Origin of the sequence: Polaromonas hydrogenivorans (assembly GCF_040105105.1) — a bacterium.
Lineage (GTDB): Bacteria > Pseudomonadota > Gammaproteobacteria > Burkholderiales > Burkholderiaceae_C > Polaromonas > Polaromonas hydrogenivorans.
Genome location: NZ_CP157675.1, coordinates 4,223,505 through 4,238,293, shown reverse-complemented (window position 1 = coordinate 4,238,293; position 14,789 = coordinate 4,223,505). Strand labels below are relative to the sequence as shown.

Below are 14,789 nucleotides of genomic sequence, written 5' to 3'. Positions count from 1 at the left end.
TGGCTCCTGTTTTGTAATGGGTCGGTGTGGGTTTCGCGGGGCGGGGGTTATGGGGCGGTCAAAGGGAGCGTGAAGAAAAACGTTGCACCTTGCCCGACCGCGCCTTCGGCCCAGATGCAGCCGGCGTGACGGGCAATAATTCTGTGCGAAGTCGCCAAACCAATGCCCGTTCCGGCAAACTCGCCCGGTGAATGCAGGCGCTGGAAAGTACCAAACAGCTTGTCCGAATAAGCCATGTCAAAACCCGCGCCGTTATCACGGATGAAGTAAATGGCTGTCTCGCTGCCGTTTTGCAGTTTTCCGAACCAGATCTCCGGGGCAGCGGTATGCGCGGTGAATTTCCAGGCATTCGCGATCAGGTTTTCCATCACCTGGCGCAGCAGTGCGGGGTCACCGATGGCGACCAGGTCGCTTTCCAGATGGAATTTCACGCTCCGTCCGGCGTCCCGCTCCTGGCAGTCATCCAGCACCCGCTGGGCCATCGCCGCCAGATCGACCGTCTCGGCCTTCAGGCTGGTGCGGGACAACTGGGCCAGCGACAGCAGGCCGTCCGTGAGTTCTCCCATCTGCCGCACGCCCGCCCGTATGCGGCTCAGGTAGTGCCTTGAGCGCTCCGCGGTGTCTCCGCTGACCGACTTTTGCAGCAAGTGACTGAAGCCATCGATGGAGTTCAGGGGCGAGCGCAAGTCATGTGCAACCGAATACGAGAAGGCTTCTAGTTCCTTGTTGGATTGGCGCAGGGCCGTTTCGCTCGCCTTGAGGTTCTGCACGGCTGCTTCCAGGGTTTTCATCTGCAAGGTGGCCTGCCGCACCAGCGTCCACTTGGCCGTCAGCGTCCTGGCCAGCTGGCTGACTTCGATCATGTCGAACGGCTTTTTCAGGATCAGCAGCCGGTCCTGCACGTCCAGCCGCGCCAGCACGTCCTCCCAGGCGTGGTCGGAGTAGGCCGTGCAGATCACGACTTGCACCTGCGGGTCGATGCGCCAGAGCCGCTCGATGGTCTCCACGCCATCCCAGCCCGGAGGCATGCGCATGTCCACGAAGGCCATGGCGTAGGGCCGCCCGGCCTGGAGGGCGGCCTCGGCCCGGGCCACGCCTTCGCGCCCCTGGTAGGCCGAGTCCAGCTCGAAGCCGTCGCACGAAGGTGATTCGGCCTGGCCGAACAGTGCCGCCTCGAAGCTGTCAAGCGCGCGCGCGGCCGGCCTGGGCGCAAGGATCTTGCGGAAGTCCTCATGGATCGAGGGCATGTCGTCGATCAGCAAAATACGCCGGTTCTGCGGCTCGTTCATGGTGGGTTCCTGTTGTCTGGTGAGCTGATCCGGCTTTCCTGGAGCGGGCTTTGCCGGGGGGGCCAGCGGTATCGTGAATTGACATCCTCCCCTGCCTGAAGGCAGGAGATTCCTACGGTGCTACGCATGAGCTGCCTCTTGCATAGTCACTTCGGTGGGTTCCTGCGTTCATGATGCTCAGTGGCGTGCGCAGATCATGCGATGCGGAGTACGAGAAGGCTTCGTGAATCGGGGGCATGTCGTCGAGCGGCAAAATACGCCGGTTCTGCAGCGGGTTCATGGCGCGCCTTGCGCCGCGCCGATGGGCAGATCGAGCGTGAAGGTGGCGCCCCGGCCGGCGCCGTCGCTGTGGGCCGTGAGGGTGCCGCCCATCTGCCGGGCCGCCAGCGCGCAGCTGTGCAGCCCGAAGCCGTGGCCGGCCTTGCGGGTGGTGAAGCCGTGCGCGAAGATGCGCGTCAGGTTCTCCGCCGCAATGCCTTCGCCCTTGTCCCTGACGGACAGCCGCAAGGCGCCGCCGGCGACTTCCACGCGCAGTGTGATCCGGCGCGAGCCGTCCGCCATGTTTTCCATGGCGTACTTGGCGTTGCTGATCAGGTTCACCAGGATCAGCAGCACCTGCGCCCGGTCCAGCGGCATCACCGGAACCTGGGCGAATTCCCTGACCACGGTCACACCATGGCGCACGAGCGCTTGGCCGCTCATGCGCAGCGCGTCCTCGGCCAAGTCGCAGATCTGCAGCGGCTCGACAATGCTGGCGCTGCCCGCATAGGACTGCTGGGTGGCCACCACGTCCTTGATGTGATCAATGCTGCGGGTGAGGTTTCCGAGTTCCTCAAGCATGCCTTTCTGCTCCTGGGCCAGCGCCTGCGCCAGCTGGCCCAGGTAGCCCGGCAGCAGCCGGCCTTTTTCGTCCAGGGTCAGGTAGTCGCCCAGATTCGCCGCGTGCTCGTCCATCAGCTGCACCGCCCGCGACAGCCCCTGGGCGCGCGAGGTGCGCAGCGTGCTGCCGACCAGAGCGGCCGAGACGTTGACACTGTTGAGAATGTTGCCCACGTTGTGCAGCACGTTGGTGGCGATCTCGGCCATGCCGGCCTGGCGCGCGGCCCCGACCAATTGGGTTTGTGCTTCCCGCAGTTCGCGCGTGCGGTCGAACACCCGTCGTTCCAGTTGTTCGTATTGCAGGGCATTGTCCAAGGATACCGCGAGCTGCCCGGTGATCAGCATCACCGCGTCGAGCCGGTCGGCGGTGAACGCACCGCGGCTGAGCCGGTTCTCAAGTATCAGCATGGCGCGTGCGGCACCGTGGTGCAGGACCGGCACCACCAGCAGCGAGCAGTGCTCGGCCCCGCTCAAATAGGGGTCGCAGGCAAAGCGGTCGTCGCGCATGGCGTCGTCCACCCGCAGCGGTTTGCGCGTGCGCTCGGCATAGCGAAAGACCGACAGCGGCAAAAGCCCGCGTGCGGCCGCTTCGGACACCACCAGACTGGAGGCGACGCCGTCCTGCGCCGGCTGCGGCAGCAGCCACTGCTGCGCGTCCTCATTCCACAGCGCGAGATGCACCGTCGTGGCGCCGGTCATCTCTCCGAGCAGTGCGACCACCCGCAGCCTCAGCCGCTCCAGATTGGTCTCGGAGCTGAGCGCCTGCGCGGCGCGCATGATGCCCAGGGTGTCGATCGTGGCGGCAGGCACGCTCTCGCGCAGATCCCCGGTGGCCATGCGCTGGACCGCATTCGAGGTCTTCAGGAAGGCATGCGCCTGCTCGAGCTGGCTTATCTTCGCCGTCGCCCCCCAGGCCGCATAACGCTGGTGCGCTTCGGTCAGCATCTGGCGCCCGGAGAACACCATGCCGTGCGCCAGCAGGCAGAGCGCGGCGCGCTCGGCGATCAGCGCGTTGTGCCACGGTCTTTGGCGCGGCGCGGCTTCGCAAAGCGCGGCGTCGAAGGCGGCGGCCGCTTCGAATCGTTCACCGCAGGCCCAGGCCCGTTCGGCCTCGATCCACTTGACCAGGTGCGAGAAGTTGACCGGCGCATCCGCCGCGCGGCCACGCAGCCAGTCGGCGCAGGCGTCGAGTTCGGCCAGCAGTGCGCCGCGCTGCGCCGGCGCCGCCGTCTTCGCGCGTTCGGCCAGCGCCAGCGCCTGTAGCAGGTGCGCCACGGCCGTCAGGTAGGTGCCCGGAACCGCAGCCAGTAGCGGCATGGCCGCAGCGGCTTGCCGGATCAGCAGCGCGCTGTCGCCGGCCAGCGCCGCGCCCAGAGCGCGCGTGACGTGGAAGTTAGCTGCCGCCGCGAGATTGGCGCCCAGGCTGGCCAGGTGCGCAGCTTCGTTGAAGACGGCGTCGTCGAAGTTGCCGAGGCCCTCGGTTTGCCCGGCGAGCATGCGCGCGAATTGCCGGGGCGACACGAAAGCGGCGGCGGCATGGTCGTTGCCGGTGCGGGCGCTGAAGGCGAGCGCCGCGTCTGCCTCCGCGGCATAGCGCTCGAGCGCCGGTACGCTGTCCAGCAGCGAATACACCGACGCGTAGTAGGTGAAGCAGGCATTCTGCAGGTCGCCGCCCTGCAGCAAACCTTCGTGGGCTCGCTGCGCTTCCAGAGCGTTGTCTTCCAGCGGGATGGCCCAAGGTCCGGAACCGAGTGCAAACAGGAAACGTGCCTGCGAGGCCTCCGGGTGGTAACCCCGTGCCTCGCTGACATCCATCACGCGGCGCACGACCGCCATGCCGGTGCGGTAGTCCTGCCATGCCCCGATGCTGATGAAGGCGGCATGGCTCAGCACCCCCACGAACTGGGCCGCCGGTCCGTGCTCGGTCCACAGCCGCTGGCCGGCGAGAACCAGGCTGGCAAGGATCATCGGATCGCAGAAGAAGCTGGGCGGGGTCATGCGGTTGAGCAGCCGGCCGGCGGCCAGCGCGCGTGGATCGCTGGCGTGCGGGCGCTGTAAGTCGGCGGCCAGCGTCGCCGGGTCCAGCCAGCGGCTGAACACGGCGCCGCCCTGGCTCAGCTGGGCGCCAAGTTGCTCGGGGCTGGGCAGCGCCAGGCCCAGCCGGCCCAGCAGTGCCTGGCCGAGCGCGACGGCCTCGCGCGGCCGGGCCTGGTTGGTCAGGCTGCAGATTTGCACGCAGGCGGCATCGGCCAGCTGCAGCGGATCGTCGCAGCCTTGTTTGATCGTGTCGTATAAGGCATCGGCTTCACCCAGCCGCCCGAGGTTGTAGAGCAACGCATGGCGTTCGATGTGCAAAGGCAGCTGCGCCGCGCCGGACAGGCCTGCGCGGCCGAGCAGCGCGAGGGCGCCCGACAGAAAGCGTTCCGCCATCGCGGCGTTGAACACGCGCAACTGGCTTGCGGTGCGACGCAGCAGGTGGGCAGCCCGCAAGCGCTCGGCGGGGTTGTCGATGGCCTCCAGCACCGGCAGGTACTGGTGCGCAGCTGTCGTCTCAAACCGGGGCAGCACCGCCAGGCGCCGCGCCAGCGCCAGCTGCAACTGGCCACGCTGCGCCGGGCCGAGCCGGTCGAGGCTGGCTTGCTGGACGCGGTCATGGCGAAAGCGCACGGTCGGCTGGCCCTCGTACTGCATGACCAGCAGGCCGTCTTCGAGCGCCGCGGCCAGCTGCTGTTCGAGCGTCGCGATCGATGCGCCGCTGGCGGCTTGCAACAGCTGCAGCTCGACCTGGCCTCCGAGGCAGGCCATGACGCCGAGCAGCTCGCGGGTCTGGTGCGGTAGCGCGGCAATGCGCGCGGTCAGCAGATCGATCACGTCGCCTTGCCCGATGTGGTGGCGAATCATCCTGGCATCCCAGGTCCAGCCGTCGTCGCCCAGCACGAGTGCGCCGTCGCGCCGCAGCGCGGCGATGAGTTGCACCGTATCGAAAGGGTTGCCGCCGGTGCGCGCGCTCACGGCCTGCGCCAGCCGCGCGGCCTCTGGCGGCGCCAGCTTCAGCATCTCGGCCAGCAGCGCCGCCAACTGGGTGTCGGGGAGGTTCTTCAGGCCCAGCGACAGCGGCGGCGGATTCAGCCGGGCCCAGCGCGGCAGCATGGCGGCGAGCGGATGCTGGGGCGCCACTTCGGCGTCGCGGTAGGCGCCGACAAGCAGCAGGCCGCGTAGCGTGTCGTCGGTCAGTACGCCGTGGACGAAGGAAATCGGCAGCGGGGCGGCCCACTGCAGATCGTCGATCACCATCACCAGCGGCCGCTCCGGCGAGGCGATGAGTCGCACCAGGTCGAGCGTGGTCTCCACCAGCTGTTCCTGGGTTGTGAGCGGGTCGCTCTCGGCCGTGGTGTACGGCTCACCCAGCAGCAGGGCGATCTCGGGCACCGTCGCCGCCATGCGGCAACCGCTGGCGCCGAGGGTTTGAATGATGCGTGCGCGCAAGGCCTGCAGTTCGGCCTCGGGCTCGGCCAGCAGCAGCCGGCCCAGCGCGCGCAGCGCCTGAAAGACGCCGTCGGAGGCGAGATCCTGGCGCTGGGCGTCGAACTTGCCAGCGACGAACCAGCCTTTTCGCGCAGCGACGATGGGACGCAACTCGTTGATCAGGGCGGTCTTGCCTACGCCTGGCGCACCGCTCACCAGCACACCGCGCGCGCCGCCGGCGAGTGCGCCTTCGAAGGCGCGCTTCAGTCCGGCAAGCTCGCTCTCGCGGCCAACCAGCCGCGCGGGCGGCGCCAGGCGCGCCGCAAAGTCATGCCTGCCCAGCGCGAAGGCGCCGGATTCGCCGGCGATCAACCGGTCGCTCAGCAGCCTGAGGTCGTGCGCCAGACCCTCGGCGCTCTGGTAGCGACGGTCTGGCGCTTTTTCGAGCAGCCGCATCACGAGGTTCGACAGCGCCAGCGGGGTGTCGGGCGCCAGTTCGATTGGCGGTGTGGGTAGCTGCGCGAGAAGCTGATGGGTCAGTTGCAGCGGGTCGCTATTCTCGAAGGGCGCGCGGCCAGTCAGCAGCCCGTACAGCGTGGCGCCGATCCCGTACAGGTCGGCGCGTTGGTCCACCGCGTGGCCGGTGCGCCCGGTCTGCTCGGGCGCCAGGCCGGCCCGCTTGCCGGCGATGTCGCGATGAGGGGTGACGCCCGGCTGGCCCTCGGCAAAGGTGGTGGCGAGGCGGAAGCCAATCAGCACCGGCAGGCGCTGCGGGCCGGCGAGCAGGATGTTGTGCGGGTTGATGTTCTGGTGCAGCACGCCTGCGCGGTGCATCGCGGCGACGGTCTGCGTCAGTTGCAGCGCCAGGGCCAGCAGCGCCGGCAGCTCCAGCGCCTGGCCGCCGATGGCCTGCACCAGCGGCACGCCCGCGCAATCTTCCAGCGCCATGACGTTGGCCGGGTGCGGCGCCGCAGCCAGTCGCGGCACGCCCTCGACGCCGGCCAGGCGCGCGATGATTTTGCTCTCGTGGCGCAGCCGCTCCAGCGCATTCGCACCGAGCGGCTCCTTGCAGATGACGCTTGCCGCAGCCGTGGGCGAACTCTGGCGATAGATCCGCGTCGTTTCGCTCTGGTAAAGGACATCGTGGGCGGCGTCCTCGCTCGAGCGCCCCGTGGCAGGGGCGTGGGGGGTGAGTTTTGTCATGTCTTGCAGTCTTCGTCAATCGACAGCCCCAGTCCGGCCTCAGGCGCGAACCGGGCGCGCCGCGACCGGACGTCCAGCGCTCGCCATGTGTTCACGCAAATAGGCGCGATAGCGTTGTTTGCATGGCCATCAACCCTCTCGTCCTGCAAAATGCGCCGGTTCTGCACTCGGGTCATGGCGTGCCTTCTGTCGTGTCGAGGGGAAGTTCAAGCGTGAAGGTCGCCCCCCGGCCGGGGCCGTCGCTGTGGGCCGTGAGTGTGCCGCCCATCTGCCGGGCGGCCAGCGCGCAGCTGTGCAGCCCGAAGCCGTGGCCGGCCTTGCGCGTGGTGAAGCCGTGCGCGAAGATGCGCGTCAGGTTGTCCGCCGAAATGCCCTCACCCTCGTCGCTCACGCAGACCCGCAGGTTCTTGCTGCCGTCGGCGTTGCCGGCGACATGGATGCTCAGGGTCAACCGGTGCGGGCGGTCCTCCACGCCGTCCATCGCATGCTTGGCATTGCTGATCAGGTTCACCAGGATCTGCAGCACCCGCGCCCGGTCCAGCCGCAGCACCGGGGTCTGCGCGAAGTCCCTGACCACGCTGACCTGATGGCGCGTGAGCGATCCGTCGTTCATGCGCAGGGCATCCTCGGCCAGGTCACGGATCTGCACCGGCTCGACAATGCTCGAACTCCCCGCGTAGGACTGCTGGGTGGCCACCACGTCCTTGATGTGATCGACGCTGCGGATGAGGCGGGCGAGTTCCTCGGCCATGCCTTGCTGCTCTGCGGCCAGCGCCTGGGCCAACTGGGCCAGGTAAGCGGGCAGCATCCGGCCCTTGTCGTCACGGGTCAGAAAGCCGCCCAGGTCCGCCGCGTGTTCGTGCATCAGCTGCACCGCCCGCGACAGCCCCTGGGCGCGCGAGGTGCGCAGCGTGCTGCTGACCAGGTCGGCCGAGACGTTGACGCTGTTGAGGATGTTGCCCACGTTGTGCAGCACGTTGGTGGCGATTTCGGCCATGCCGGCCTGGCGCGCGGTGGCCAGCAACTCGGTTTGCGCAAGCGCCAGTTTGGCTTGCGTGGCCTTGATGAGCGTGAGGTCCGAGGAAACGCCAAAAGTGCCGATGATGCGCCCATCCTTGTTGCGCCAGGGCATTTTTGTCGTGAGCGTCCACAATATCCGGCCGTCGGCGTGCTGCATTTTTTCCGCCTTGCCGATGATCGGCTCGCCTGACTGGAGAATGGCTTGTTCGTCGGCAAAAGTTTCCCGCGCATAGGCGGGGGCAAAGAAATCAAAGTCGGTCTTGCCCTTGAGCACCCCCGCATCGGCTGCGTGCACCGCATTCTGCAGGGATTGGCTGAAGTGCACGAAGCGTGATTGTTCGTCCTTGAAGTAGATGTAAACCGGCGTGTTTTCCAGCAGCACTTCGAGCAAGCGGCTGGTTTCCCGAAGGTCGCTGGTGGTTTGTTCGAGTTTGCGGTTTTGCACCTCCAGCTCAAGCGTTTTTTGAGTCACGACCTGCTGAAGCACCGCGTTTTCCTCCATCACCCCGAAGGTTGAATGGCGCTTGCCGGCGCGGTCTTTTTCGCGCGTGACGAGCGCCTGAATGGTTTTGTCGCGCGCGGCCAGGCTGCGCTCCAGCGCCGCGAGGCGAAGCGTCAAATGGGCTGCGGCTTCGGCCGCGTCCACTGTTTCACGCGAGGGCATTGCCGGTCCCGATGGCCACGCCCGTGAAGGTCTGGTTCATGTGCAGGCCGTCGAATTGTTCGCCATAAGTGCTGAAGCCGAAGACCTGGTTGCATTTCATGATGTCGCCCATCGCATCGAGCAGGCCGCTGCCTTCAAATTCCAGGCGGCGCAGGAGGCAGTCGCATCCGATCACCAGCGCAGGCTCGCCGATGTCTTCGCGCAGCCGGTCAAACGCGGCCAGCGCGTTGGCCACGGGATCGACCGCGCGCCCAATGCTGAGAACCATGCCGTTTTCGATGATGCAATACAGCGTGAGGCTTTGGTCGGGATTGACGCTGGCAATGGCGCGGATGTATTGCTCCCCGCCCATCTCGAAGATGAGCGGGTTGATGGAGAAAATCGGCGGACCCAGTTCCTCCACGGGTATGCCGACCAGATCAGCATACACCTGGGCGGCGGGCTCGCCGTTGATCTCATAGACCACACGTTTTTCCTGGTCGGAACGGGTGATGACCAGTGTCGTGTCCGTGGGAACGAAGTGCGCGAACTTGATGGTCCGGAACGGCAGGCGTGTGCGAAACAGCGTGAAAACGGCCGTATGGGTACGGAACTCGCCATCGACATAGACATGGGTTTGCTGCAAGCTCGGGTTGTCGCTGGCCGAGCCGCCGACGATGGGCAGATGCGGCATGCGCCGGTACAGCAGTGAGGCGAGTTGCTCTTCCATCAGGGACAACCCGTCCACCAGCAGCAGCCCGAAGGGGCGTTGATCCGGATGCATCCCGATGATTCGCTTCGTTTCGTCGGCGATGCCCGACACCCTGCCTTCCATCGCGGCAAGGTCCAGCGCGAAAGGATGCGCGGCAATATCCCCAGCCAGGCTGATGGCGCTGATGCCGCCGCTGGTATAGCCGTCCAGCCCCAGTTGCCCAATCGTGGTGCAGCCAATCACCGGCGTATCGCCAAACGTGTTTCGCAATTCGGTCGCAAGCCTGGCGAGGTCGTAGGCTGTGGAGCAAAAAAACAAAATCAGTTGCGCCTGGTCCTGGTGGATGAGGCGGCGGATTTCGGCCACGGCGATGTGCTCTTGCGTGGCAGTCGAGATGCCGCGCCGGATTTGCAGGGAGGGCTGATTTTTCATGACGCGCCTTGTGCTGTATCAATCGGAAGTTCGAGTGTGAAGGTGGCGCCCCGGCCGGGGCCGTCGCTGTGGGCCGTGAGGGCGCCGCCCATCTGCCGGGCGGCCAGGGCGCAGCTGTGCAGCCCGAAGCCGTGGCCGGCCTTGCGCGTGGTGAAGCCGTGCGCGAAGATGCGCGTGAGGTTGTCCGCCGAAATGCCCTCGCCCTCGTCGCTCACGCAGACCCGCAGGCTCTTGCTGCCGTCGGCGTTGCCGGCGACATGGATGTTCAGGGTCAGCCGGTGCGAGCGGTCCGCCACGCCGTCCATCGCATGCTTGGCATTGCTGATCAGGTTCACCAGGATCTGCAGCACCCGCGCCCGGTCCAGCCGCAGCACCGGGGTCTGCGCGAAGTCCTTGACCACGCTGACCTGATGGCGCGCGAGCGCTTCGCCGCTCATGCGCAGGGCATCCTCGGCCAGCGCGCAGATCTGCACCGGCTCGACAATGCTCGAACTCCCCGCGTAGGACTGCTGGGTGGCCACCACGTCCTTGATGTGATCGATGCTGCGGATGAGGCGGGCGAGTTCCTCGGCCATGCCTTGCTGCTCTGCGGCCAGCGCCTGGGCCAACTGGGCCAGATAGCCCGGCAGCAGCCGGCCCTTGTCGTCCAGGGTCAAAAACTCGCCCAGGTCGGCTGCGTGCTCGTTCATCAACTGCACCGCCCGCGCCAGGCCTTGGGCGCGCGAGGTGCGCAGCGTGCTGCCGAGCAGGTCGGCCGAGACGTTCACGCTGTTGAGGATGTTGCCCACGTTGTGCAGCACGTTGGTGGCGATCTCGGCCATGCCGGCCTGGCGCGCGGCGGCCAGCAACTCGGTTCGCGAATTCTCAAGGGATTGCGCCATCTGGTTCATGGCGCGCGCCAGGATGGCGAATTCATGTTCGTGGCTTTGCTGTGCCCTTGCGCTGAAATCCCCCGAGGCGACGCGCTCGGAAAAAGTGATCAGCTTCGTCACGGCACCGGTAATGCGTTGCGACACCAGGAATGCAACGATTGCGCCCAGGAACGTGGCAATGGACGCGGTGACCAAGATGGTCCAGCGCGTAAAACTGGCGGCGCTTTCGACGCCGTTACGGGTCTGGACGGCGCGCATGGTGGCGGTGGTGTGCATATCTTCCAGCAAGGGTTCCATGGCCAGCGCGGCTTGCACGTATTGATGCTGGACCGCCTGGATCGCGTGGACCATTTCCACGTAGTGCTGGTAGATCTGCGCATAGTCATTCAGCAGCGTTACCAGGCGCTGATACTCCGCCCCTGGCGGATGAGGCGCCTGAAGTTGCGCGCGCAATTCGGTGACGCCCGCCTGAAACAGCTGCAATTGCAGTTCTTTGCGGTGACTGGTGAAATCATCTTCATGCTGGCGCAGGTTCTGAAAGCTGTCTTTCAGGTTCTGTTGATGGGCGCCTTTGACCCCTTTGAGCAGCGCTTCGGCCTCCGGTCCCATGCGGCGGAATTTTTCTTCCCATTCCGGTGCCGTCTGATCTAATTTTTTTGAGAGATTGAGCAGGGTTGAAAATCCACTTTCGTACTGTTGAATCTGCGCTTCGATCTGCTTGATGTTGTCGAGGATGTCGGGATGGGTGGACAGTATCTGAATGCTCGTCAGGTATTCGCGCATATCGATCAGACTCGATTGCACCAGCGGCTCGTAGCGCTCGCTTGCCGCAGCCAGCCCAAGCTCGTCCAGGGAGAGCAGCAGATCGCTTTCGGCTCGGCGCGCCTTGTGCATCGCCTGCGCGCTGCGCAGGCTGAGGTCGGCCATCCTGTTGTCGATGGTCAAAAGCTTGTTGACGGCGAGAACCGAGCGTTCCTCGCTCAGGTAGGCGGCGACGCCCAGCACCAGCGTCAGCGCGATGACCACGCCGAATCCAAGCGCAAGCTCAAGCTTCAGGCTCGGTGAGCGCCGCAGCCACGCCATGTTGCTGGAAGCCTTGTCCAATTTCACGTTGTGCTCCAGGGTTGGCGCTTGCCGTGCGGCTTACTTCTTGCGGGCATCTTCAGCCATCTTCATGAAGCGCTGCACATTCGCTTCGCCGGCATGGGCCGAAATTTGCTTGCGGGCGGGTTCGACCATGGCGCGGAACGCCTTGAGGTCGGGCCGCGTGACTTGCATTCCCAGGCGTTCCAGCTTGGCGATCAAGGCATCTTCATCCGTGATGATCGCCTTGCGCACCGCATCGCTGGTGGCCTTGCTTTCCTCGCGCACGATTGCCTGCTGGGCCGGGCTCAGTCTGGCCCAGCTCCTGGCATTGATGGTGTGAATGAAGTTGTAGTAAACATGGCGTGTCAGCGCGAGATGTTTCTGGACTTCGTAGTATTTGTTGAAATAAATCACCGAGATCGGCGTTTCCTGCCCATCGACCACCCCTTGCGCCAGAGCTGGACGCAGTTCAGCGAAAGAAATCTTGGTGATGACACCCCCCAGCGCCTCCATGGTCGCCTCGTATTCGATTCCGGGCGGAACGCGTACTTTCAGGCCCCGTATATCTTCGGGTTTGTTGATCGGGCGCAGGTTGTTGGTCAGGTTGCGAAACCCCCATTCCCAGTTGTTGAGCAGGATGAATCCCTGCTTCTCGGCCAGCGGCGCCAGCCAGGCCATTGCCGGGCCGTCGAGCACCCGGTGCGCATGCTCATAGCTGTCGAACACATAGGGCAGCAAGACGACCGAAAAGGCCTTTTCGTACTTGCTCAGGTCGCCCTGGGAAGGCAAGGCCATGTCAACCGTGCCGAGCTTGACCTTTTGCAACTGCTCACTGGGGCTGCCCAGCTGGTTGGCGGGGTAAACCTCGACCTTGATTTGCCCGCCGGTGCGCCGTTCGACATGCTTGGCAAACTGCAGGGCTGCCAGGTTCACCGGGTGATCGACCGGCGCTCCATGCACCATCGTCAGTGCGATGGACTGGGCGTGGCCGGCAGGCGCATGGGCTGCGAACCCCAGCACGAGCAGCGCCCGCAGGATTGAGAAGCGAATCTTTTTAATCATGGTTTCCATTCGCCAGCGGACTGGATGCTGTCAGCGCATCGCCTTGCCGCAAGTTTTCAAGCGGGCGACGTGCCCTTGAACGCGCATCAGGCTTGTCGCTGGCGGCGTCAATCATTTCTTGCGCTCATCTTCGACCATTTTCAGAAACCTTTGCACGTTCGCTTCGCCCGTGTAGGCAGAAATTTCCTGATAAACGGGTTCCACCCTGGCGCGAAACGCCTTGAGGTCGGGGCGTGTGACCCTCACTCCGGCATCGATCATTTTGGCGATCAACTCGTCCTCTTCGGCAATGATTTTTTTGCGCATGCCGTCACCTGCCGCCTTGCTTTCTTCGCGCACAATTTTTTGCTGCACCGGCGTGAGCATCGCCCAGCTTTTGGCGCTGATCAGGTGCATGGTGTTGTAGTAAACATGCCGCGTCAGCGCAAGGTGCTTCTGCACCTCGTACAGCTTGTTGTAATAAATGACGTTGAGCGGGTTTTCCTGGCCATCTACCAGTCCTTGCGACAACGCAGCGTAGAGATCCTTGAAGCTGATCTTGCTGACCTCTGCGCCCAGCGCCTGCATGGTGGTCTCGACTTCAACCACGGGCGGCACGCGTATCTTCAGGCCGCGCACATCCTCGGGCTGGTTGATCGGGCGCTGGTTGTTGCTCAGGTTGCGAAAGCCCCATTCCCAGTTGGACAAGATCACGAAGCCCTGCTTCTCGGCCAGCGGCGCGAGCCAGGCCATCGCCGGGCCGTCGAGTACCCGGTGCGCATGCTCGTAGTTGTCGAATACATAAGGCATGACCACGACTGCGAAGGTTTTTTCGTACTTGATCATGTAGTTCGGCGAGGACACGTCCATGTCAATCGCGCCGAGTTTGACCTTTTTTAGCATTTCGTTTTCGCTGCCGAGCTGAGCCGCCGGGAATATCTCGGTCTTGATTTGCCCGTGGGTGCGCTCTTCGACCCGCCTGGCAAACTGCATCGCCGCCAGGTGGGCCGGGTGCGAGGTCATGGTGGCATGCGCAAGCGTCAAGGTGATCGGCTCGGCGTGCGCCATCGCAGCGCAGGCCAGCCCGGCGAGGAATATCAGACGAATCACTTTCATGGCTGGCGTTCATCCTCGACCATGTTCAGGAACTTGCGTGCGTTCTCTTCGCCGGCAAGGAGTTTGATCTTTTGGTGGGCGGGCTCCATCATGGCGCGGAACGGTTGGGGGTCGGGGCGTGTGACCTTCACCCCGGCAGCGGCCAGCTTGGCGATCAGCTCGTCCTCTTCGGCAATGATTTTTTTGCGCATGCCGTCGCCTGCCGCCTTGCTTTCTTCGCGCACGATGGTTTGCTGGGCCGGCGTGAGCCTGGTCCAGCTTTTGACGCTGATGAAGTGGACCATGTTGTAGTAAACATGCCGCGTCAGCGCGAGGTGCTTCTGAGACTCGTACAGCTTGTGGTGATAAAAGACACTGAGCGGGTTTTCCTGGCCATCGACCCGTCCTTGCGACAACGCCGCGTAGAGATCCTTGAAGCTGATCTTGCTAATCTGCGCGCCCAGCGCTTCCATGCTGGCCTCCATTCCAACCCCAGGCGGGACGCGTATCTTCAGGCCGCGCACATCCTCGGGCTGGTTGATTGGACGCTGGTTGTTGCTCAGGTTGCGAAAGCCCCATTCCCAGTTGGACAAGATCACGAAGCCCTGCTTCTCGGCCAGCGGCGCGAGCCAGGCCATCGCCGGGCCGTCGAGCACCCGGTGCGCATGCTCGTAGTTGTCGAATACGTAGGGCATGATCACAACCGCGAAGGCCTTCTCATAATTGATGAGGTAGTGGTGAGAGGCCAAGTCCATGTCGATTGCTCCGAGTCGGACTTTCTGGATCATTTCGGTTTCGCTGCCGAGCTGAGCCGCCGGGAATATCCTGGTCTTGATTTGCCCGTGGGTGCGCTCTTCGACCCGCCTGGCAAACTGCAGCGCCGCCAGGTGTTCCGGGTGCGTGGTCGAGGCGGCATGGACAAGCGTCAAGGTGATCGGCTCGGCATGTGCCGTCACTGCGCAAGTGGCGAGGGCCAGCACGGCGATGAATGTTGAACAAATTGCTTTCATGGATCAGTGTCCTTTGCCAATAAATCCGCGAATGCACCGTCG

9 protein-coding genes are annotated in these 14,789 nt (G+C 64.6%); all 9 read right to left on the bottom strand.

The genetic code is table 11. The features are described 5' to 3' along the window. Positions 1–47: 47 nt before the first annotated feature. The 9 genes from ABLV49_RS20275 to ABLV49_RS20235 all read right to left on the bottom strand — a co-directional run bounded on the left by ABLV49_RS20275 (position 48) and on the right by ABLV49_RS20235 (position 14,747). The gene (locus ABLV49_RS20275; protein ID WP_349279329.1) at positions 48–1,289 is read right to left on the bottom strand and encodes a sensor histidine kinase; all 1,242 of its coding nucleotides are present in this window, start codon (positions 1,287–1,289) and stop codon (positions 48–50) included. Positions 1,290–1,565: 276 nt separating this feature from the next. Continuing rightward, entirely contained in the window at positions 1,566–6,836 is a 5,271-nt protein-coding gene (locus ABLV49_RS20270) for a trifunctional serine/threonine-protein kinase/ATP-binding protein/sensor histidine kinase (protein WP_349279327.1), read from the bottom strand. Next, complete coding sequence (locus ABLV49_RS20265; protein WP_349279325.1) at positions 6,833–7,012, bottom strand: hypothetical protein; 180 nt, start codon at positions 7,010–7,012, stop codon at positions 6,833–6,835. Before ABLV49_RS20265 ends, ABLV49_RS20270 begins: the two co-directional genes overlap by 4 nt. Beyond that, entirely contained in the window at positions 7,009–8,520 is a 1,512-nt protein-coding gene (locus ABLV49_RS20260; protein WP_349279323.1) for an ATP-binding protein, read from the bottom strand. Before ABLV49_RS20260 ends, ABLV49_RS20265 begins: the two co-directional genes overlap by 4 nt. After that, entirely contained in the window at positions 8,507–9,643 is a 1,137-nt protein-coding gene (locus ABLV49_RS20255; protein ID WP_349279321.1) for an FIST N-terminal domain-containing protein, read from the bottom strand. The genes ABLV49_RS20260 and ABLV49_RS20255 overlap by 14 nt, the downstream gene beginning before the upstream one ends. Continuing rightward, positions 9,640–11,625 carry a sensor histidine kinase gene (locus ABLV49_RS20250; protein WP_415838036.1) on the bottom strand — a complete coding sequence of 662 codons (1,986 nt, stop codon included), beginning with the start codon at positions 11,623–11,625 and terminating at the stop codon, positions 9,640–9,642. Before ABLV49_RS20250 ends, ABLV49_RS20255 begins: the two co-directional genes overlap by 4 nt. Before the next feature lie 33 nt (positions 11,626–11,658). Further along, complete coding sequence (locus tag ABLV49_RS20245; RefSeq protein ID WP_349279319.1) at positions 11,659–12,663, bottom strand: TRAP transporter substrate-binding protein; 1,005 nt, start codon at positions 12,661–12,663, stop codon at positions 11,659–11,661. A gap of 111 nt (positions 12,664–12,774) precedes the next feature. After that, positions 12,775–13,758 carry a TRAP transporter substrate-binding protein gene (locus ABLV49_RS20240; RefSeq protein ID WP_349279317.1) on the bottom strand — a complete coding sequence of 328 codons (984 nt, stop codon included), beginning with the start codon at positions 13,756–13,758 and terminating at the stop codon, positions 12,775–12,777. Continuing rightward, positions 13,755–14,747, bottom strand: a complete 993-nt coding sequence (locus tag ABLV49_RS20235; protein ID WP_349279315.1) for a TRAP transporter substrate-binding protein — start codon at positions 14,745–14,747, stop codon at positions 13,755–13,757. Before ABLV49_RS20235 ends, ABLV49_RS20240 begins: the two co-directional genes overlap by 4 nt. Positions 14,748–14,789: the final 42 nt, after the last annotated feature.